The sequence below is a fragment of the Portibacter marinus genome, from assembly GCF_021533195.1.
GTDB lineage: Bacteria > Bacteroidota > Bacteroidia > Chitinophagales > Saprospiraceae > Portibacter > Portibacter marinus.
Genome location: NZ_JAJNKB010000009.1, coordinates 37,535 through 60,808, shown reverse-complemented (window position 1 = coordinate 60,808; position 23,274 = coordinate 37,535). Strand labels below are relative to the sequence as shown.

The window sequence follows — 23,274 nt, the reverse complement described above, 5'->3', positions numbered from 1 at the left end:
TTTGTAAAAAAAGTTGTAATTTTATTTTCGCATGATGTATTCTATCTACATTCAAATATCCTTAAAAACTCTTAATCGCAAGATATTAAAAAACACTAGCTATATGTAAAGATAATACAGTTATAGCTTGCAGTTTAATTTACACAAATCATATATACCTGTATCTCTGACCCCCTATTTCTATCAAGCTGATCTTCAGATCATGACGTGGAAGCAATGGTACAAATCTTCTATTTCTTTACAAAATTCCTACAAGTTTACACCTATCATAAGCAGTCTCATTCTAACAAGTTGACCCCCTCAAATTCTGAGAAATGCTTCAATCATTATTAGGTTAATAATTTCTTTAGGCTACTAATGTCCGGTAATCTTTTTCCTTTGAGTTCTATTTTTGCGCTTTTTGTCTAAGTCGATCCCCTATCGCATCAGCTAGCGTGTATTCTCCAATATATTTTTTCCACGCTTTCGCAAGTAACTGTGAGACCTTTAACGTGGAAGCCCTTCCGTATCGATCTTCACAAACATTTAGCTTTGCAAGTCATATTAATTTGTTCTTGCATGGTTGCCTAGTCTGATGATCTTGGAAGTGCATCAAAGACATTGTAAATCAAAATAAATCAACACAAACTACCGACTAAGCAACAACCTTAACACATGCTTAACTCAGCTCGTCAAAAATTCTATCACTACAAAAATTGGGACAAAAAAAAAGCCCCCCTCTAGAAATCTAGAGAGAGGCCATCCCAAAAACCGATTTTATCTTCGGCTAACTAAGAAGGAGATTATTCAATAACAATCATTTTCTTAGTTGCAGTAAATTCATCTGAATCTAACTGGTAGTACATAACACCTGTTGCGTTAAGACCTTTAACAGTTACTCTGTTAGCGCCTTTCTCACCACTTAATTGTTGGTTGTAAAGTACTTTTCCAGTTACATCGAATACCTTAAGAGTTGCATTTGCAGCCTCAGGTAAGTTGTACTTGATTACTGTAGAACCTTTGAACGGGTTAGGCTCATTCTGATAAAGTACATATCCAGCTTCAGTTTCATTCGTTCTGAATGAAGCATCAACATTCTGTACTTCAAGAGAAGATCCAACATATGCTTCAGCAGCAGTTTTAGTAGAGGTAACATTTATCATGTCACTTAATGTACCTGCAGTTGTAGCAGCAAACTTAAGAGTGAATAATACTTCGTCAGCAGCAACATTTGCTCCTCTAACATCATCAAATGATGTAGTAATGATTCCCTCAGAAGTTCTGTTAAGTCCAAAGTTAGCTTCAGTTACGTTTAATGCGCCTGGTACGATATCATTGAAAGATAATCCTTTAGCAAATTCTAAAGTAAACTGGTATCCGTAAACTTCTTTGAAGTCTGCAGATGTAAATTCTAATTCAACTATCTCACCAGCAGCAAAGTCTCTATTGTTCAAGTCAAAAGTAAGTGACTTAGCAGATCTCACTGTTGCATTTGGTTTTGCATTCAATGAAACGTTGCTATTTACGTCTCCAACTTTGATGGCAACAAAGTCTTCAGCCATTCTGTCTTCAGCAAGTATTCCAATATTGACTACCTCGTCAAAAGGGAATGGATTTGATGGGTCAGCAAATTGTTGCTTAGCATCAACAAATCTCCACGCTTCGTTAGAAGGTAATTTATTGTCGTCGTATAATCCTAAGATTAATTTTCTCAATTGTAGTAAATCATTCACTTTAATGCTACCATCATTGTTGATGTCAGCAGCAATTCTCTTATACGGTGAATCTAAAGACTCAATGTTTAAGATGTGCTTCTGAATGATTACAAGGTCAAGAGTAGAAACACCATTCATATGGTTATCTTCTCTTGTAGCAGAAAGCTCATAACCTAATCCAACAGGATTATTAGAAAACTCGTAGTTACCCGCAGCGTTTGTATTCGCATATTTAGGGAACTCAGGGTTGTCAGCCATAGCTTCAACTAATACATTATCAACAGCGTCACTTCCTTCAGTAGCAACTGTTCCACCGATAGCTCTATTTCCATCGATATCATCTTCACAAGCATCTAAGTTATCTTGTAGTCTCAAGCTTGCAGTACAGTAATCGAAATTACCAGCTGCATCTTCAGCATACATTCTAACATCAATGGTAGAAGAAACACCATTATCTATGTAGTCACAAGTAAATGTGAATCCAAACTCATCCTGACCTGTGATTGGGTTGAAAACGATATTTTCTTTTGCAGCTGCAAAAGCTTCTTCGTTAGACAACTCACCATCAACTACATCATCCTCAGGGATAATATAAACAGTAACATCAGTACAAGCATCGAATGAACCAGCATCAAAATCAGCTGCCCACAATGTAACACCACCAACTTCCATTACAGCAGTAGCTAAACCATCATAACAGTAAGGCGTAGGTTCTTTATTGTCAACGATTTCTGTTCCGAATGGACAATCTTTAGAAGAAATGTTACCACAAGCATCAGAAACAATCCAAGTGATCACGTGATTTCCTTCTGGGAATTCATCCAATCCAGCATCGCTAGGACTTACTGTCTGACCTTCACCTTCAGCATCAATGTCTCCATCATCGTCAAGATCTAATCTCCAAGACCATCCGAAGAAAGAAGGATCAGTAGTACAATCATCAGTAGCTGTAGCTGTTAAAGAACCTGTAAGCTCTTCACCACATCCAACCAATAAACCGTCACCACATTCAATTTCTGGACCAACGTTATCAAAAATATCATATTCTACATAGATCTCGAAGTATCCATTTTCAGGAACGAAAGGATTAACCTCCCATGAACTAGGATCACTTGTAGGTTTGTGTAAATAATTTTCGCGGAAGATACACTGATCAATTACTTCCCAGTGTGCAAGGATCTTAACACAAGTTCCAACACCATTGAAGTTAAATGTATCTAATTCTAAGTTGATACCAACTTCAGAACACAAGTTGTCAATATTGATTTGAGGCGGAGTAATTGTAGCTCCTCCACAATCAGTAATTTCAATTGCAGGGAAATCTTCAGTCTCAGTGTCATCTAAATCTCCATCGTCAATGTCATCATTGTTAGTTTCACACCAGTCATAACCAGCCTTTTCCTCAGCTGAGCCATCAGGGAAAGTAATATCTTCACAACCCAAGATGTTTTCATCTTCAACGATTACATCTATGATTTGTCTACAAGTAGTTGAACCACTTGTGCTTGTCACAGTCTGGATTCTAGTAAGTACTGCCTCACCACAGTCGTCATCACCAGAAATCTGCTGAGTTGCTGTAAGGTTACAAGTAGAAGCACTTAAGAAAGGATCAAATAATGCATCTAATTTAGCAGCACCATCTTCATCAAGAGGGCCAGCACCAACTAGATCATCAATAGCAACTAGATCAATACAGTTAATCGTTACTTCAGGAAGATCTTGACAGATAGGAGGTAATTTGTTCTGTACAGTAACCTCTACCATAGCAGTGTTACAGTAATCACCTGCATCTTTTCTTCTTCCGTTAGGTTGAGTAGGATCGGGCTCGAAACCAATGTTTCCATCCATATCTGCATCATCACAAACCTGGAAAAGAACCATTACAGGGTCAACTTCTCCATCACCATCTTCATCTCTAACTAAGTCATCACAACAGAAGTGGATGTAGTCAAACCAGATATCACTCGCTTTAGTTCCTTCGCCATCACCTGGCATATCATCATCATCAGTTCCGTCTTCGTTCTCTAAATCATCATCATCTCCAGCAACAGAACCTTCACCAGGAAGATTACCACTACAAGCAGTTCCCATTCTTCTAACTGTAAATCCAATAGGACCACAGCCATCGAAAGAACCATCATCAAACGTTTCAGCAAAAACTTTTGCCAATCCTTCCTCAGCGAACTGAGATAAAGAAACAACAGTGTGTCTGTCTGCAACAACTACTGGAGGAACTTGATCCTCAACAGTTACTAGGAATGTATCAATAGCAATATTATTACAACAATCGAGATAATTCACGTAAACTTCCACTTCTTCGCCAGGCATAGTCTTAGCAACAGAAGGTAAGATAAGTACTCCATTAGTAATTGTACCTTCAGAAGAACCATAAGTTACTCTGATGGCATCAGCAGAAGTACAGTTGTCTGTAGCTGTTCCAGCTGGCAACAAATAAGTAGCACCACAACCCCAAAGGTCAGTACTGATAGTTACATCAGGAAGTTCAGTAATAGTTGGAGCAAGCGTATCTTCGATCTTGATGATCTGATTGTACTCAAGTACAGCACCAGTACACCAATCAACGATCGTCCACTCTCTTAAAATTTTATAAGAAGGATTGAATTGATCGCATTCTTCAACTGGAAGACATACATCAATTTCAGTATCTTCGAAATCTGCATTAATCGTTCCACAAGAGATTCCGCCAGGTCTACCCGTTCCATACTTATCGTCTTCAGCCCAAATACCAGTTGAAGGTAAATTACCATCCGGAGAAGGATTACCATCAGGCAATAGATTAAATGAATCTAAAGAAGAACAAAGAATCGTTCCTTCATCTGCAATAAAGTAGTAAACGCCACCGATTAAAACAGAATCTGGTTCATCTCCAGCTACAGCTGGGTCACCATCTCTGTCACCTCGGCCATCGAAATATGGAGGTAAAGTTAGCGAGTCAAGTGTTTCAGGTGTAAGTTCAAGTGTATCAACAATAGTTGCTACGTTACCCTTAACATCTCGAACTCTCCATGTTCTAAAGATAGTGTCTGCAACACATCTTACATTTTTCTCTCTGTCAGAAAATGACACAGTAATGTTGGTACATTCAACAACTGACTCATCACCTTCAGCAGGGTCATCAGTATTATCAATACCATCATTATCATCTACAGTAGGAGTGAACGGCAACCAGAAAGTGGCTTCGTTGTAATCATCACAAGAGATAGAAGTATCAATTCCCATACGGACAGCAGGAGGAGCTTTATCCTCCAACAAGAATGTTCCCCAACAAGAGTTGGAAACATTTCCGTTACCGTCAAGAACAATTAAATTGTAAGAAATGTCCATAACCATTCCTGTTGCCAGGAATGCAGGAATTTCAGTTACATCGATAACTACCATATCACTACCGTTAGTTTCATCGCTGTCACTATCGTTGTTATGGTCGTTACCATCAGGAGTAGGATCAGTTGCAGCTTCTGGAAGCCCAACAACTGAAACAATGGTGTCTGCAGCTGCTCCGTTCACAGTACCTACAGTCGCTGGCGTCAGCGTTGCAGTACATGTTCCGGGATCAACCGACACATTTAAGTTTCCATTACAGGAAACAGTCTGAGCGCTCAGATTAACTGAGAAGAACAAACTTAAGAATAAGAACAAAGAACCGGCGATTTTCATGCCCAGCTTCTCAGTCCTCTTCAAATGAAAGAAGGTAAAATTCGCCTTATTCATGAGATTGAGTTTTGGTTATTAAATATATTTTAATTCAAAAAAAGTTAGCCTTATTTAATGTAAGACAAGGATATTATGAATTACCCTAGTTGTGTAAGTACTTTTCACAATTCGTCAAAAATGAAAAGCCTCTAAAAAATTGTAGTTTTCGTTGTCTTATTATAAATAGAACACAGAGAGACACTTTTGCTCTCGGTACTCACAAACACAAAGATACATTTTCGATCTTGTGATCACATACCAACATTTTGGTATTTTTTATATTATAAATATTCGTCATATCTAATTTGACTAAATATTAATATCTTATAATTTTTAATTCTCTTTTAATTGTTCATCGTATTCCCGTCAAGCATCCTATTGATATTGAATCCCAGCGTTATTTCATGCATACCATTATGGTATGACTGAGAATCTGTCATGGAAACATTGTAAGAATATAATATATTGAAATTGTTCACCTGCGTGCCCAATAAAAATCCTAACCTATCATATCCTATTCCATAGGATAAACCTCCCATCAGCTGATCTTCCATAAAACCTAGTTTTACATTGATATCCGCGTGAAAAGGAACGTTTCTTAATTGCTTTATAAATAGGGAGGGTTCTATTGTAAAGTCATAGTTAGGTACATCGTACGCATACCCTAAATGAAGGATATAGTTATTTGTTCGATCGGAGTCACCTTCATTGTCATCTAATCTCGCTCTGACCAGGCCTGGTATCACTAATCCAAACTTAACATTATCATTGAATGTACCATAAGTGGCAAAAGCCACGTCAAAAAATCTTGCTCCTGAAAGTCTTTCCTGTAAGGACGGATCATTGAGATCTACCAGCGGTGAGGCAATTGCCGGTCCGCCCAATCCAAACTGTAAGTATTCAGTTGCCAGACCAAAGCTGATCTCATAATTGTCAGCTGGAATTTTATAGGCAAAAGAAAGTTGACCCTTTGTTGTTTCCAGCGCAGCAAACCCATCTCGAAATAATATTGCTCCGATGGATAATCGATCTGCTATTGGCCCATCGTATGATAATGTAAAAGCTTTCGGTCCATCTGAAAATCCAGACCACTTATTATTATAGTTGACAAGAATGTTATATTCTCCGTTGAAACCAGATGCGGCCGGATTAATCAGAACAGGATTGATGAAATGATGTGTATAAACACTTCTTTCCTGAGCCTGAACATTCAAAAACATTCCCACTACAAGTACTAAAGCTATTAAAATCTTCTTCATATCTTTTTTTTATCCGGAGTGGTCTAATAATTAAAATTGATCTCTTAATATCGTGACGGTACCTCGATGTATTTCTTTAGAACCATCTCCATTTGTAATTTCAAGTACCCATAGATAGCCACCATCTTGAAGCTCTTCTCCATTATCATCAGTACCTGTCCAATCATTGGCATAATCTTCTTGTGAAAACACTGTCCTTCCCCATCGATCAAAAACCAGCAATCGATTAGGAAAATCCGTTGCGCACATGATTACAAATTCATTGTTAAAATTATCACCGTTTGGAGTAATAATTGTTCGTGCGTTAAAGCATGGATTGTCAATACATTGTATTCTAACAGGGCTATCTAGTGTTGCTGTACAGCCTCTTGCATCTGTGACAATAACATTATAGGTTCCCGATCCTAAATTTGAAATCCTGGCCATATTTCCTGATGCATCCCAATTATAGGTATATGGTTCCGTTCCGCCGCTAGCCTCTACCGTAATAGATCCATCTGCTTGTCCTTCGGAACAATTCACTTTTTCCACTACTTCCACTGAGAGCACTTCCGGGTTTCTAATGGTAATAGTCTGCATGCCTGTTGTACCTTCACTGTCTGTGACCAATAACTCATAATCTCCGGGGCATTGCTCATTGAAAGGAATGGTAATGGCACTTCCTCCGACTGAGAAAGTATAGGGTCCAACTCCACCTTGTACTTCACCATCAATGATACCATCACAAACATTGTTACATGATGCATGGGTCAGATTAGGAATAAAGGTTATTCCATCAGATGGTACTAAAAAGTCGAAAGATCTATTACAATTATTATCATCGGTAATCATTACCGTATAGGTCCCCACTGATAATCCAGAGATATCCTCGGTCGTCTGACCACCAGGACTCCACACAAAACTGTAAGGAGGTGTACCACCGGAAACAGACAAATCAAGTGCACCATCATTTCCTGAGGAAACTGTAGGAACAGCTGAAGCGGTAATCATATCAGGTTGCTCCACAACAACCGAACCTTGTGAACTTAAGGCTGGGTCAGAAGAGTCCGTTATGGTATAATTATAAGTACCGGCTAGCAATCCGGAAATATCTTCGGTATTAAATTCACCTGAAGGGCCATTCCAGGCATAGGTATAAGGTCCTGTTCCTCCTTCTACACAAATGTCTATCGCTCCATCATTATCACCATTGCATCTTACATTCGTTATGTCAATTCCACATGTCACTGGTCCACCTGCGGTGATGGTGAAACAAGTCTCTGCTGTACATCCATTATCATCAGTAACCGTCACACAGTATTCACCCGCACACAATTCATCTCTACTTTGTTCAGTAGATCCATCATCCCAGATATAATCAAATTCACCTGTTCCTCCCATCATATCCAGATTGATGCTTCCGTCACATCCACTCGTTTCATTGACCTTAGAACCACCAAACACAATTGTACCCGGTCCTTCTAACGTAAAGGTTCTCGATTCCTGACAATCTGCACCATCATCTATCATTAAAGTATAGGTTCCTGCCTCTACATTGACAAGATCACATTCTGATGATTGCTGAATAATGTTTCCATCGTCATCAGTCCATGTACAAGTATAGCTACCGGATGGCAGACTAACCATGATACTTCCATCAGCGTCACCTGGACACGTAGGATTTTCTAAAGACTCGATTGCTATAGAGCAGCCATCACAATCAATGGTGGCTGAACCATTGATGACACTAACTGGTAATTCTTCATTTGAAGTATTACTTACTTCGATAGCAACACCACCTGCACTTACAATTTGAACAGGAACAGTTTTATCGCAATCACCTTTAGCTTCAAGACATAATTCAAATATGACCGTATTGTCTGCAACCGTTGTGCCGGTAGGATTTCCCCATGATACTCTTACTAGATTATCTCCAACATTATTGATCACATCCTCTGTTAATTGTTCCAAATTTAAATTCTGAACGCTATTATATATCAAGTCATCTGGATTCCATCTGACATTGAATTGCATAGACTGGATGTCTGAAAAATTACGTACTGAAATAGGAATACAACCAGTTTGTCCCATCCCTATATTTTCCTTACCTGCGATGAGGATAAAATCACTTTCATTGACTCCACCTGCAACTGTATAAGAACCATTGTTCAATACATAAGGAAGAGATACCTCATCTTCATTTGTAAAATCTATTTGCTCTTCTATGGTAATGGGGCTTACTTGTCCATCTGTTCCAATAGCATCAAAACAGAACTCAATGAGTGTTCCTTCAAGGGTAACAGGATTCACAGCGGTATTGTCAAACCATGCCAATTGTAGCCTACCCTGATCAGCCTGTAGTTCATTTAAATTGCCGCCGTTGCCTGTAAAATTAGGCAAGTTGGCATTCTGAAAACCAGTATAACTAATGATTTCCGGATCAAATTCTACCGCAAATTCAACAGTCTGTATATCTATAAAATTTTCTACATCAATTTTGACACATTGGTTAGATCTCTTGTTAACTGTAACATCTTCAACAGTAACAGTCAATTCACCATCTCCACCACTGCAGTTCATACCATTGATAGAAGCAGTGCCATTGTTCGTATTCGCTCCTATATTGACTGCATCGTTATTGGCAAATTCGATTTCCAAAGGATCATTGGAAAATCTTACCGTTGAATTATCGCAAGGATCACCTACGGCATCTAGTCTCAAAGTAAAAATTCGAGTTCCATCTGCCAGTGATTCAGGTTGTGTATTTGACTTATTCCATGAAACTTGTATAACACCCTGGTCACCGGTTTGATCCGGCGTACTGATTGCAGAAATAGAAAAATCAGGAAGATTAGAAGTAATATTTTGAATAGAATTAAAATCAAAATGATCTGTATTCCACCTGATTGAATATTGGAAAGAAATGATATCTGTAAAATCTTCATAGGTGATATCCATATCTACCGTTCCGCCTGCATCTGCTGCGTCGTCACTTATGGTCACAGTTACCTGGCTGGTTGCAACCTGAATCATTGCGAATAGTCCAAGTAAAAACAAGGAGTATTTCTTTACCATGTTAGAGGGACTTTTTATGATTTGCATATATTCTTTTTATTGTTAAAATACGCCAGCAAAGATAGCATTAGTTTTAATTCCAATATTCGTGCCACTTGAATCCTTTGGGACAAATATTAGTATTAGGCTTAATACAAGTCTTATGCCAAGTTGTGGTCTATAGCGAACCTAACGAGTGAAACTGTATTGTGTACTCCTAATTTTCGCATTATATTTTTTTTATGTACTCCGACTGTTTGTTCACTTATAAATAAAAGTTCTCCAATCTCAACATTGGACTTGGCTTGAACGATATGCTCAAGCACCTCTCTTTCTCTTTTGGTCAATTTTTGTTTGGCTTGCATTTGGTCACCATATAAAAATTGCCTGTTTTCAGAATTAGACTTATGTCCGATTCTTGGAGTCAAGCGCAAACCATCAGTCATAAATGTTTTGCCCTTTAAGATATCATCGATGCCACGGTAAATTTCAGCTGAAGTTGTTGATTTTAAAAAGTAAGCATCCACTCCGCTTTGGAATGTTTCTCGCACAATTTTTGTGTTTTCAAAAGTAGTTAGAATAGCTATCCTGGCGTCTTTATTACATCTTCGCAACTTCCGAATTTTTCTTTGCTGCTCTGCCAGGTCCATGTTCAATTCGACAAATATCAAATCAATTTCGTGATCGGTTTCTTTTTGACAAAGTTCTTCAAAACTAAGATCGATAAATTTGAAATTGCGCTGCTCCATCTTTTGTAAAATTAATCTGAATCCTTCTACGAAAAGATTTTGATGATCCAGTATGACAGTGTTCAGCATTGATAAAATGTCTTTGTTCTTAATCTGTAAAAGATTATTCCAGTGAAATTAAAAGGTGTAATATTGTATAACAAAACCAATGCCATTCCAAGTTTGAAGTTTGTCAGTTACTTAATTATTCGGTTTTTCATTTTCATTTTTGGCCTTCTACCATTTAGGGCTATTTATCTTCTTTCTGATGCCATCCGTTTTATGCTACACCGCGTATTAGCATACCGCAAGGATGTTATGGTAGCGAATTTAAAAGCTTCTTTTCCAGAAAAAAGCGAATCACACTATAACCACATCATAAAATGCGCTTATCAAAATCTAGCCGACATTATGGTGGAAGGTATAAAAGGTGGTTCCATGACGAAGAAACAAATTGTGAGGAGGTATAAATTCATTAATCCTGAAATTTTAGATCAGGCTTATGAGGAAGGTAAGTCCGTGATTTTGGTAGCAGGACACTACAATAATTGGGAATGGGCAGCTTTGTCTCCACCGTATTTTTTTAACCACCAATTGGTCGCATTATATAAAAGGTTACATAATCCTTACTTGAACAGATACATGAAAAATTCTCGTTCGCATACGGGAGTGAAAATGTACGAAATTCAAAAAACTGCCAGAGCTTTTCAAATTCATGAAGATAAAGAGCAGCCTAGTATTTATTTAATGGCCGCTGACCAAAGTCCTTCTAATACCGATAAGGCTGTTTGGCTTCAGTTTTTAAACCAGGATACTGCTTGTTTGCATGGTCCTGAAAAATATGCTCGAAAATATAACTTACCGGTGGTTTTTGCATATCCTCAACGTGTGCAGCGAGGATTCTATGAAGTGAGATTGGAATGGCTAGTGAGGGATGTAGGTCAATGTGATGATGGAAAAATCACAACACTTTTTATGAAAAGATTAGAAGAATTGATAATCGAGCAGCCGGAAAACTGGCTTTGGACCCATAAGAGGTGGAAGCATAGAAGAGAGGAGGTATAGTGGTGCGGGGTTCGCAGTTCGCAGTTCGTCATTCACATTTCGCTTTTCCCTTTAAGAGCTGCAGCAGAGCTAGGCAGCGCAGGCGGCTGTTCACTTTAAGAGCTGCAGCAGAGCTAGGCAGCGCAGGAAGCTCTTAAAGGGATGCAGCAGACTTTAAGAGCTACAGAATTGCCTTACAGCACAGGAAGCTCTTTAATGGATTGCTCAAGATTCGCTCTTCGCCAAAGGCCAATCAAACAAGCAAAACTATTCTTATCTAAACAAGTACATTTTAACAAAGAAAGCCCATCAGTTCTACCTTACAGCCCTGATTACTGTAAAAATTCCAAGGTCGTTGGTCACCTTGATGTTGTAGGCACCATTGGGCAGGTCCCTAAAGAGATTAAAAGGAACGAAATTGTCACCTTTTAGGGCCGAAAAATTCTCCTTTCTGATCAGCCGACCATAATTGTCAAACATTTCTATTTCCAATTCCGTATCACGCTCAGAATAGACCTTAATTGTCGAATGATCCTTTACCGGGTTAGGATAAATGGCTGCATCTAGTTGTAAAACTCGCAAAGTCGGACCATTGGGAATTTCCTCGTGTGGCATCGCAGTAAATACATTCTTTTGCATCAAATCAATACCGGTATTCCGCATAATCACATCATGCAAAGTGGTGGCTGAAATCTCGCGTTTTTCAGCTTCTGAAAGCATGTCATCATTTTCGTAGTAAAATCTATCTCCGTCTCTTATTACTCTAAACTGCTTTTCGATGATGGTCATCGAAAGTTCGCCGTAAATCGCATTCTTCATATGATCCTCCGCCAACATACCGACCCAAGGGTCAATATCATTCACGTCTTCATATATGGCCTTCATTCCTTCTATGACTTCTACATCTGAGCTGATGTCTTCCCATGACTTAACCGCCGGCAAGCCAAAATTGATCCTCACTTCATTGTAGTGCGGCAACCCTCTTTCTCTTCCTCGATTAATATTTATAGCTGCTAAGTCTAAACCACCCGCCCCGGGAGCTCCAAAAAGAAAATTTCTAACATCATCAATAATCTTGCAGTCAAGCTCTTGTTGGATCTGTGTACCCATACCCTTTAAAAATGGATCTATCCCACCTGACAACCAGACGGCTGCTGGATTAAAAAAGGCATCTCTTAATGACATCGAGCTAAAGTTAGATTCTCCTCGATTATTTAATCTGATGATATTGGAATTGATTAGCGTATGTCCCATTCTGAAAGCCGCAGCAGAAAATACGTTGGAAATCGAAGGGTCTATAGATGGATTATATCCTCTGTATGTCGGAACTTCTATTCCCTGAGCCGGAAGCCACTCATTATATACGATGGATTGCAAAACACCTGTAGTAATTCGCTTGGCATGTTGATACAACTCTTCATCATCCCAACCAGGATTTTCAGATTTGAGAAGGTCACAATTTCTATTGTGTTCTCGCACAAAAATAGTATGCATCGCGATCAGAAGTGGGTTTTCATTAGCTCTTACATCCCCTGCCACGAAAAGTTTGGCATTGTTAACACGCGTGTCATCTGCCATAAATGGAGTCTTACTGTCCAATGGCGCATTGAATTCACCTGTCGTTGTATTCCATGGAAGCAAATTTCCACTGGATACCTTCAGTTTTCCATCTTTAAATGATCTAAGCCAGTGCGCTCTTTCTGTTTCGCTTCCATAAATCGCTGATCCGTCCAGAAAGCTGGTAATTTCATTGACAAATCTTCTAGGATTACTTTCATCCGTTCCAGTCCCCTCGGCAAACTTGCTCCTCATCATGAAAATCCGATCACTTTCAGAAAAAAAATTATCATCTGCAGGCGGAACAATCACCAAACCCTCAAAAATATTAGTTGGTGAAGCATTTTCCACCAATGTCAGGTCATGATCAATAAATTGACCAAAAACCCAATTGTAATCGCTTAAAGATTTGGCATCCGGTATAAAGCCTTCTTGTTGGAAAAGTTGATTACTGATGACGCGTGGATTCTCTCTATTTTCTCCGGCAGGTAATCCGATACCATCACTAAAATCAACTGTCGTCGCTGTCTTTAGTAAACTTCCCGCAGCACCTAATTCAGGATCATTTGTATTATTCCCGAAACCATCGATATTTCTTACATTCTGTGCAGATAATTGATTCCCAGAGCAAAGCGCTCCAAGCAATAGGATAAATAGACTTAGTTTTAAATCAATCTGCATCATGGGACAATCGTAATAGGGGTCAAAGATAAACATTTACCGATACCCACCTATGTTTTACAAATATAAATTTAGTATATTCATATTACAAAAATATTTAATATGACACATAAGTTCTAAATTTCTTCTTTTTTTAGAATATGCCGACTTTTCAAGCGTTTATATTCAGCGAAGTGATTTAAACTATTATAAATCTCTATCGTACGATAAGACTGTTACCTAGAAAGTATGCGATTTTTTTCATTACTGATATTGAGCGTCTTGCTCTATTCACCTGTTAATTCTCAAGTGGAGTTATCCAATATCAGATTGAAGAACATCAGTTTAAGCGATACGATTATACAACTAGATACGCTAAGTATTGTTCCCTCATCCCTTCGTTTTTTCAATAACAACATTGACATCACTAAAGAACTCAGCTATCATCTAGATCATGATCGTCTGATCATAAGACCGCAAACTAAGGCATTGACCACTACTTCAGACAGCATTAAAGTCATGTATAGGGTGTTTCCGGTGTACTTCGGCACTCCCTATTCTCACTTAGATAGCACCAAAGTTTTGCCAAAACCGAACGAGGTTTATATTGGCTATGACTATGATATCTATCAAAGAAAAGAGCCGGAACTCCTATTCTCCAGAGGTCTTGAGTACGATGGTAGTTTTTCCAGAGGATTGTCTTTTGGCAATAGTCAGTCCCTCGTACTTAACTCTAGCTTTAACCTGCAACTCGGTGGAAAGCTTTCAGACGATCTTGAAATTCTGGCGTCCATTTCAGACGCTAACATACCCATTCAACCTGAAGGCACCACTCAACAGCTACAGGACTTCGATAAGGTTTTCATTCAACTCAAACGAAAAAACACCACACTTCTCGCAGGGGATTATGAAATCAGCAGACCCAACTCTTACTTTATAAACTATTACAAGAAGCTACAAGGGGTTTCAGTAATTCAGGAAAATGATTTGGGCAAGTTTGGCAACCTATATCAAAAAGGTAGTGCTGCCATATCGAGAGGTAAGTTTAGCAGAAACATATTAGATGTTGCAGAAGGAAATCAAGGCCCTTACAAATTAACAGGTAGTGAGGGTGAGCGCTTTCTTATTGTGCTGTCAGGAACTGAGAAGGTCTATTTTGATGGTAGATTGATGACCAGGGGCGAAGAAAATGATTACGTCATTTACTATGACCGTGCAGAGATTGTGTTTACCACCAATCGTTTGATTACTAAGGACAGCAGAATCATTGTTGAATTTGAATATGCGGATCAGCGCTATTTGAGATCATTGTATCAATACAGTTCAACCTACACCAAGGACAAGTTGCAGATGGACTTCAATGTCGTCAGTCAGCAAGACAGTAGGAATACGACAGGTAATATTGAATTGGACTCGCTGGACTTCCGTTTGCTTGACAATGCCGGAGATTCGGATGAAAGCGCTGTACGATCTGGTATTCGAAGAAATCGGGCAGAATTCAGTAACAATAAAATCTACTACAAGAAAGAATTCAGACCAGAGGCTCCAGATTCTGTTTTGGTGTTTACAGCTGACCCTGACAGTGCCATGTATCAGGCGAATTTCTCAGATGTGGGTAATGGAAATGGTTCTTATATCATCAATACCAATGTAAATGCCAATGGACGGGTGTATAAATATGTAGGCCCGGGTCAAGGCAACTATGAGCCGTTTGTAAGACTGGTTGCACCGGAGCAAAATCAGATGTATGCGCTTCGAAGCCACTACCAATTCAATGAAGATGCCCATGCTACTGCTGAAATAGGGATGTCTTATTTCGATTTGAACCGCTTTTCCTCTCTTGACGATCGGGACAACCTTGGATTAAGTGGGAGGTTTGATTTTGAACATAAGATCGGCTTGGGTAAAAACAAAAATTGGAACCTGCGCCCCCTCATCAGCATGGAATCCAAGACCAGTAATTTTGAAGCTTTTAACCCTTATAGAAATCCTGAATTTATCAGAGACTGGAATCTGGACCCCAATATTGAAACTGATGAGTTTTTGGGAAACTTTGGTTTTCGAATTAATCAGATAAATAACGAAGCTGCCGTGGGTTATTCCTATGGTAACTTTACACAGTATGGATTTTACGAAGGTCATCGTCATAATGTTTCAGCGGATCTTAATAAAGGCGGCTTCGATGTCAACTTCAACAATAATTATCTTACTTCCACTTCATTGGATCAGACCACCAAATTTGCGCGTCCGAAAATCAATATATCTAAGAAGTTTAGCAAATTAGACAACTGGAGCGTGGGATATTATGGTGAACGTGAAAGAAATGAAATTCAACAAAAGAATGCAGACACTTTAGATGATCTCAGTTTCCTCTATGATTATTCAAAGTTCTTTCTCAGAAGTGATGACAAGGATAATTTTAGTTTCGGTGTGGGTTTCAATCAAAGAAATGATTACTCTTCTGAACCAGGCGAATTTACATTATCAGCCACTGCGAACGAATATGTGCTTAATGGGAAGTGGAACGTGAAGCAGTACTCGAATTCCAGTTGGTCATTTACCTACAGAGAATTGATGATAAAGGATGATGAATTGACTGCGGAGCAAAACAATGCTGTGCTGCTGGGGAACTTTAACCACATTCTAAAGTTATGGAAGGGGGCGTTTAATTCTACCTTCAATTACAAAGTCTCCAGCGGTCAAGAGCCCAAAATCGAATTTGATTTCCGAGAGGTACTTCAGGGGGATGGAGAGTATATCTGGATTGATGATGGCGATGGAATCCAACAAAGAAATGAATTTCAAATCGCTCCTTATCAAGATCAGGCGAATTATGTTCGAGTGAGTCTATTCAACAATGAATTCATTAGAACCAATAATAATGGCCTAACTCAATCTCTGCGAATAGACCCCAAAATATTCCTACGATCTATCAAGGAAAAGCAAAAATGGCATCAATTTGCAAGCCGTTGGTCATTGATTTCTAATTATAGAGTAGATGCCAAGAATAGAGGAAGTAAGGGACTTTTCGAAGGAAATCAATTTTCTATTAACGACACCTCTTTGGTAAGTTATAGCTCACTTTATAATGGAATATTGTTTTTTAACAAAGGAAATCCGGCATATGACATACAATTAGGTATTCGGAACAATAAGAGTAAGGTCGTACAGACACTTGGATTTGAACAAAGAGGGTTTGAAGAGTATTATCTTCGAAATCGGATCGCTGCTTCAAAAAATATAGATGTGATCTTGGTAATTACCAGAGGAGAAAGGTCTTTGGTGTCTGAAATTTACTCTAATAATGATTTTGCTCTAGAGATTGCAAGGGCAGAACCACAATTAACCTACAGGGTTGGAAATTCTTTTCGACTCAACATGGAATACACCTATGAAAGAAAAGTAAATATAGCAGGTGAAAACAATGAAAAGGCCATGATCAATGATGTGAATTTTGGCGTTACCTATGCAGAAAGAAGTAAGTCAAGGATCATGGGAGAAATCAAGTATGCCAATGTGAATTATACCGGCCAACCCAATACAGCCCTCGAGCTAAGCATGTTGGATGGCTTGAAAGATGGAAGAAACGTTCTTTGGTCAATCGACTACTCCAGAAGAATCCGAAAAAATATCGATGTCAGTATTTCTTACGAGGGTCGAAAAACCGGAGATCGAGATACCGTGCATGTGGGCAGGGCGCAGGTTAAGAGCAGTTTTTAGATCATATTTCTCAATAATAGGCCGCGCATTGACAATTAAAGTGAACAGAAATCCTACTTTTGAATCTTAAAATTTCGTTTTACGAGCATCTTATGAAGCATAACTTTATCTTTTTATTGATCTGCTTTCTGGCCAAGGGTCTTATCGGGCAATCTTTTTTTACCGAAGTACAAGAATCATCCATTCAAAAGCAAATACGAACTGAACGCTCGATCGTACCTACTTCATATCGCGTTTTAGAAGCGAACTTCGATGAAATGAAAAAATACTTAACAAACCATATTAATTCAGACGATAAAGGAAAACTATTTTATTTGATCGATCCGGAGGGTAAAGAAGTGGGGTATAGCGTTTTCGAAACAAAAATGATGCAAGATGGAATCGCAGCCAAGTATCCGGGCATCAAGACTTATATGGGATACCATCCTGAAAGAAAGAGTGAGCGAGTCTATTTTGGGTTCAGTAGTACGGGTTTTTATGCCACCGTTAGAAAGCCTGGTGCCTCCTACTCCATTGATCGATATGCAGACAAACAAGATCAATTCTACATTTCCTATTACACAAAGGACCACATAGACGAAAATATATTCAAACAAACTTGCGGTACAATTGGGGAAAGTGGGAAGCAAGATCCATTCAAGGTCGAAAGTCGAAGTGCCGGAACCTTATTGCCATTACGGGAATACCGATTTGCGCTGGCTTGTACAGGAGAATTCGGTGCATTTTATGGACCCTCAATTGAGGATGTTCTCGGAGAAATGATGAAGTCTGTGAATAGAATGAATATGGTTTTAGAGAATGACTTCGCTGTGCGATTAGTGATTGTAGATAACAACGACAAGGTGATTAATACCGACCCAGAAAATGACTTTTACACCGATGGGAATACCGGATCTTCATTGCTTGCTGTAAATACCAAGTACTTAACGGATTCCATTGGATTTGCCAACTTTGATATCGGTCATGTTTACACCAGAGGGTGCGATGATACGGGAGGTATTGCGGCTATACGTAGTGCCTGTGCTGGAAATAAAGGTGCCGGTGTGACGTGCCACTATAATAATGACATTACTGCCATGGCCATTCGGGTGGCTGCGCATGAAGTAGGGCATCAACTGGGTTCTAATCATACATTTAATAATTGTAATGGTAACGAAAATAGTGGTACTGCCTATGAGCCTGGCAGCGGCACAACAATTATGTCTTATGGCGGTTTGTGTGGTTCACAGCTCAATGTTACCTCTGTCTCGGATGATTACTTCCACGTAAGTTCCATCATAGAAGTGACTAATTATACCAGGGAAGGCCTGGGTGGCAACTGTCCTAACATTATCACCACAAACAACCACATTCCTGAGATTAATCTGCCTTTACAAGGTGGATTTGCTATCCCGGTTAGCACACCGTTCGAACTAATAGGTGAAGCAACGGATGAGGATGGAGATGAACTTACCTATACCTGGGAGCAATTCAATTTAGGGCCAATGGCCATCCCTGGTGAACCCGTGGGAAATAGCCCATTATTCGTTTCTGCCTATCCTTCGCACGCTCCAACTCGTGTCTTCCCTGATTTAGAATTCCTTGTCAATAATGTAAGCTCTAAAACGGAGGTCTTACCTTCATACGAACGCGATCTAAATTTTCAGTTTGTAGTTCGAGACAATAATCTGGAATCAGGAGGAGTAGCCTGGGAAGAAATTGATTTTTATACCACGGAAAGTGCAGGACCATTTGTCATTGACTTTCCCAATCAACCTGACACCTTCCAGGTGGGAGAAGAAATCGAGGTTTTATGGGACGTTGCCAATACTGACAATGAAATTGTAGGATGCAAGGCTGTAGATATACTTCTATCGCAAGACGGAGGATATACTTATGATGTGATTTTGTTAGAAAATACACCCAATGATGGTCAGGAAAAAGTATTTATGCCCAATCTCCCGGGAGATGCCATTAGACTGAAGGTGAAAGCCGCTGAAAACATATTTTTCGACATTAACGATCAAAATATTACTATCGCAGAGCCCGTGGTTCCCGGATTTCTGTTTTCATATACTCCTGGTTACATCCGCAATTGTGTTCCACAGCCTGTTTCGGTTAATTTTACGACAGAAAGTATTTTGGGCTATGATGAGCCCATCACATTTGAAGTTTTGACTGAACTGCCCGAAGACCTTTCCGTCGAATTCTCAAAATCTGAGGTGGCTCCGGGAGAAACAACAACAGCTCTCTTTGACTTTAATAATGCTTCGTTGACAGGAATAATACCCATTGTAATTCAGGCGGCATCATTGACAGACACCTTAACCAGAGAAGTTATTTTAGACCTGGTTTCGACTGACTTTTCAAACGTTGCCTTTGATCATCCCAAACAAGGATCTTCAGGTAATGGTGTAGCACCAATCCTTTCCTGGAAAGGAGATTCAGATGCACAATCGTATGACATTAAGTTATCTGACAATCCATCTTTTAATGAAAATCAAAGTGATATCTTATATAAAGAGAATGTAAAAGATACTTTTTTTATTCTGGATGATATACTGAATAAAAATACCGTTTATTACTGGCAAGTGACCGCCAGGAATGAATGCGGCGTGGCTGAGGATCCCGAAGTTTATGCCTTCGCTACAGAGGCCGTAAGTTGTAATACTTACAGTTACAATGATCTTCCACTTGGGATATCACCATCAGGTATTTTGGAGATAGATATGCCGATTAATATTATAGGTGATGGACAAGTAACAGATGTCAATATCAAAAAGATTAGAGGGACACACTCGTGGGTAAGTGAATTAAAGGGTGAAATCATTAGCCCCGAAGGGACCAAGGTGCTACTTTTTAGAAATAAATGCGGAAATCAATCCAATTTTAATCTTGGATTCGATGATGAAGCTATGGGCGAAGTGACTTGTCCCTTAAGTCAGGGGTTGTCATTCAAACCACAGGAAAAGCTGGACACATTTAATGGACAGCAAATCGCTGGAGAGTGGTTATTTAAGCTGACAGATACGAAAGTAGGAAATGGTGGAACTGTCCAGGAGTACAATTTGGAGGTGTGCTCCAATGCTGTCTTAGATGGTCCCTCATTGATTAACAATGAAAAGATGGGCTTACCTAATGGATTTGCCAGAAGATTATCTTCCGAGTTACTCTTGACTGAGGATGGTAATAATACGGAAGAAGAACTCGTCTATACATTGGTTCGCTTACCACAAAGTGGCATTTTAAGAAATGAGGATCAGGTACTATCGGAAGGTGACCAATTTAGTCAGAAAAACCTTAATGAAATGACTATAAGTTATCAGCACGACGGGACAAGTGAGCAGGACAGTTTCCTTTTCACCGTTCAGGATGGCGAAGGAGGTTGGATCAGCATCACTTCTTTCGATATTTTTATTGATAATGACATCATCATCAATACTGAAGATGTATCAATTCCAAGGTTTAAAGTATTTCCAAACCCTGTTCGAAACAGACTAGTGATTGAATTTACGTTCGACCATGAAGTCAGGCACATTAATTTACTGGATGCCACAGGTCGTAGCCTCTTGCAAAAGAAAGTTCCTGCATCTGACTTGAAATTTTCAATAGATGTCAGTCACCTAACTAGTGGCATTTACTTCCTAAATGTACAAAGTGATGCCATCAATGATGTTAGAAAAATTATTGTTCCCTAGCTTCTCTTTATTGAAGTCTTAACCCGTATCGTTTATACAGAGCGGTCTGGATTAATCCTCTGGCTCCCATGAAAATGATAAAGGCCAGCCAGATCATTGATTGACCTGTTAGTAAATCTAAGCCGAAATAAATCCCCAAATAGATAGCAGTTGCCAAAATCATGGCATTTCTCATTGACTTGGAGGCAGTAAGTCCAATGTATATCCCATCCCAAATATAGCAGGCAAAGGAAATCAACGGCAAAATAATCACCAAAACTAGCATCTCATTGGCCTTATTGATCACATCGTCTTGATTGCTGAATATCCTTATAATGGCGTCTCCTCCCAGCCAGAACAATAATGTAAATCCAAATGCAAAACTCAAGCCCCAATAAAATATATATTTGATAGATTTCTTTGTGTTTTGACGATCGTTTGCACCAAAATATTTGCCTACCAAACTTTCTGCAGCGTAAGCGAAACCATCGATGGCATAGGACATCCAATTCAAAAACTGCAATAAGATAACATTCGCAGCAAGGAATAATTCTCCTTTTAAAGATGCCTGGCTGTAGAGAAATCCAAAAGCAAATGTCAAGCAAATTGTGCGAATGAAAATATCTCGATTGACATTCAAGAATCTTTTGATTTTTTTGCGGGCTAATAAAATTTTAACCGGAATGCTCTTGAGAAATCTACCATATTGATAGATGATTATTCCAATAGAAAGGAACAAGCCCAGGTATTGAGCAATGACTGTTCCCCATGCCACACCTTTAATACCATAGTCTTCTATTCTTACAAAATAATAGCTGGCGGCAATATTTACCAAATTTATAAAAACCGTGATTAAAAGAGGCACTTTTGCATTCTGCATTCCGAAATACCAGCCCAACAGAGCATACAGGCCAAGAGTAGCGGGTGCGGCCCATATTCTGGTGTAAAAGTAATCATCGACAAAGCTTTGCTGCTCTGTGGTGACATTCATCAGGTAAGAAGCCGCTGAACCAATGGGTGTCATGAGTAAAATGATCGCGAATGCAATGCCGAATGAAAGCAGCAAGGATCGCTGTAGTAGCGCAGCAATTTCCTGTTCATTCTTTTGACCAAAGGCCTGGGCTGTCATACCTGTTGTGCCCATCCGTAAAAAACCAAAGTTCCAGTAAACAAAATTGAAGATCATAGATGCGATGCCCACCGCACCCAATTCCAGCGCTGACAAATGCCCCATCAAAGCAGTATCCACAGAAGATAGCAAAGGGATGGAAATATTGCTTATAATATTGGGAATAGCAAGCCGGAGGATTTCTTTATTCATATTACAATTGAGCACAATATATCATTGATTAATCACCTTTAATAGCTATATTTCGCGTTTTAAATGAATTAATTTTATTGGCAAATTCAATATTTAAATTTTTGACAAGCAAGTCATTTATAAAGAATCTTCTTTTTATCGCACTTTTTTTCGTGGTCATCTTCCTTTTGGTCCTCTTGTGGCTTAGGTCATATACCAATCACGGACAGAAGCTAATCCTACCTAATTTTGTGGACATGCCATTGACGGAAGCTTCTCAATTGGCCCAAAAAGAGACATTTGAAATCATAGTAAATGATTCTGTGCATTTAATTGGCCGTCAAGGTGGAATCATCATTGACCAGAATCCAAAACCTGATAGTAAGGTCAAGGAAAATCGGAAAGTATACGTAACCACAACGAAATATCTGGCTGATCAAATCAAAGTCAGTAGTCTTCCCAGCTTGTATGGAAGGGATTTTGAAAGAAAAAGCAAAGAATTAGGTTTTATGGATATCAATTCAGAGGTGAGGGATTACATCTATGACCCGGGAGAGCCTAACCATATTTTGGAAGTCTACTATGAGGGCCAGAAAATTATATCCAGCGAAGGCCGCAATAATGAAGTGGAGATTGAAAAAGGTGGAACATTACAGTTTGTTTTAAGTAAAAGATACGGAGGAGAGATGGGCATACCTGATCTGGTATGCATGGATCTGGAATCTGCTCAATTCTTAATAGAAAGTTTAAAACTAAATGTAGGCCAGATTGTTTCTTCAGGGGAAGTGGCTGATGCTAATTCTGCCTATGTGGTGGGACAGAACCCCACTTACAATCCCGAAGGACTCATAAAAATAGGAGACGAGATCACATTGACCATATCTCAGAACAAACCAGTTAATTGCAATTAAA

The 23,274-nt window shown here is 39.1% G+C and carries 10 protein-coding genes and 1 pseudogene; 4 read left to right on the top strand and 7 right to left on the bottom strand.

The features are described from left to right. Window positions 1-385: 385 nt before the first annotated feature. The 5 genes and pseudogenes from L2567_RS21350 to L2567_RS21185 form a co-directional block, all read right to left on the bottom strand. A pseudogene (locus tag L2567_RS21350) lies at window positions 386-517 on the bottom strand (hypothetical protein); the annotation flags it as partial. Between the two features lie 265 nt (window positions 518-782). Beyond that, the gene (locus tag L2567_RS17380; RefSeq protein ID WP_235299088.1) at window positions 783-5,423 is read right to left on the bottom strand and encodes a T9SS type A sorting domain-containing protein; all 4,641 of its coding nucleotides are present in this window, start codon (window positions 5,421-5,423) and stop codon (window positions 783-785) included. A 326-nt stretch (window positions 5,424-5,749) separates the two neighbouring features. After that, window positions 5,750-6,664, bottom strand: a complete 915-nt coding sequence (locus tag L2567_RS17375) for a PorP/SprF family type IX secretion system membrane protein (protein WP_235299087.1) — start codon at window positions 6,662-6,664, stop codon at window positions 5,750-5,752. Window positions 6,665-6,694: 30 nt separating this feature from the next. Beyond that, on the bottom strand, window positions 6,695-9,745 hold the full coding sequence (locus L2567_RS17370) for a T9SS type B sorting domain-containing protein (protein WP_235299086.1): 3,051 nt from the start codon (window positions 9,743-9,745) through the stop codon (window positions 6,695-6,697). Between the two features lie 113 nt (window positions 9,746-9,858). Continuing rightward, on the bottom strand, window positions 9,859-10,515 hold the full coding sequence (locus tag L2567_RS21185; RefSeq protein ID WP_319942137.1) for a response regulator transcription factor: 657 nt from the start codon (window positions 10,513-10,515) through the stop codon (window positions 9,859-9,861). 42 nt (window positions 10,516-10,557) lie between these two features. On the opposite strand from L2567_RS21185, the gene L2567_RS17360 reads away from it, so the two are divergent. Next, a complete protein-coding gene (locus L2567_RS17360) occupies window positions 10,558-11,490 on the top strand; it encodes a lysophospholipid acyltransferase family protein (protein ID WP_235299085.1) in 933 nt (310 codons plus the stop codon). Between the two features lie 294 nt (window positions 11,491-11,784). On the opposite strand, the gene L2567_RS17355 is transcribed toward L2567_RS17360, so the two are convergent. Beyond that, the gene (locus tag L2567_RS17355; protein WP_235299084.1) at window positions 11,785-13,743 is read right to left on the bottom strand and encodes a peroxidase family protein; all 1,959 of its coding nucleotides are present in this window, start codon (window positions 13,741-13,743) and stop codon (window positions 11,785-11,787) included. Between the two features lie 192 nt (window positions 13,744-13,935). Between L2567_RS17355 and L2567_RS17350 the strand changes: the two genes are divergently transcribed. Together L2567_RS17350 and L2567_RS17345 are read left to right on the top strand one after the other, a co-directional pair. Beyond that, window positions 13,936-17,406, top strand: a complete 3,471-nt coding sequence (locus L2567_RS17350) for a hypothetical protein (RefSeq protein ID WP_235299083.1) — start codon at window positions 13,936-13,938, stop codon at window positions 17,404-17,406. A 92-nt stretch (window positions 17,407-17,498) separates the two neighbouring features. Further along, window positions 17,499-21,083: a reprolysin-like metallopeptidase gene (locus tag L2567_RS17345; protein ID WP_235299082.1), complete on the top strand. Its 3,585-nt coding sequence runs from the start codon at window positions 17,499-17,501 to the stop codon at window positions 21,081-21,083. Between the two features lie 7 nt (window positions 21,084-21,090). Here L2567_RS17345 and L2567_RS17340 read toward each other — a convergent pair whose 3' ends face one another. Beyond that, complete coding sequence (locus tag L2567_RS17340) at window positions 21,091-22,383, bottom strand: MATE family efflux transporter (protein WP_235299081.1); 1,293 nt, start codon at window positions 22,381-22,383, stop codon at window positions 21,091-21,093. Window positions 22,384-22,484: 101 nt separating this feature from the next. On the opposite strand from L2567_RS17340, the gene L2567_RS17335 reads away from it, so the two are divergent. Continuing rightward, window positions 22,485-23,273 (top strand): PASTA domain-containing protein, encoded by a 789-nt coding sequence (locus tag L2567_RS17335; protein WP_235299080.1) that lies wholly within the window; start codon window positions 22,485-22,487, stop codon window positions 23,271-23,273. Window position 23,274: the final 1 nt, after the last annotated feature.

What these genes read in the sequence shown, in the direction of transcription:
- L2567_RS17345 (WP_235299082.1), top strand. Translation starts at nt 17,499, where the DNA reads ATGAAGCATAACTTTATCTTTTTATTGATCTGCTTTCTGGCCAAGGGT.
- L2567_RS17355 (WP_235299084.1), bottom strand. Translation starts at nt 13,743, where the DNA reads ATGTTTATCTTTGACCCCTATTACGATTGTCCCATGATGCAGATTGAT.
- L2567_RS17340 (WP_235299081.1), bottom strand. Translation starts at nt 22,383, where the DNA reads ATGAATAAAGAAATCCTCCGGCTTGCTATTCCCAATATTATAAGCAAT.
- L2567_RS17350 (WP_235299083.1), top strand. Translation starts at nt 13,936, where the DNA reads ATGCGATTTTTTTCATTACTGATATTGAGCGTCTTGCTCTATTCACCT.
- L2567_RS21185 (WP_319942137.1), bottom strand. Translation starts at nt 10,515, where the DNA reads ATGCTGAACACTGTCATACTGGATCATCAAAATCTTTTCGTAGAAGGA.
- L2567_RS17375 (WP_235299087.1), bottom strand. Translation starts at nt 6,664, where the DNA reads ATGAAGAAGATTTTAATAGCTTTAGTACTTGTAGTGGGAATGTTTTTG.
- L2567_RS17370 (WP_235299086.1), bottom strand. Translation starts at nt 9,745, where the DNA reads ATGCAAATCATAAAAAGTCCCTCTAACATGGTAAAGAAATACTCCTTG.
- L2567_RS17380 (WP_235299088.1), bottom strand. Translation starts at nt 5,423, where the DNA reads ATGAATAAGGCGAATTTTACCTTCTTTCATTTGAAGAGGACTGAGAAG.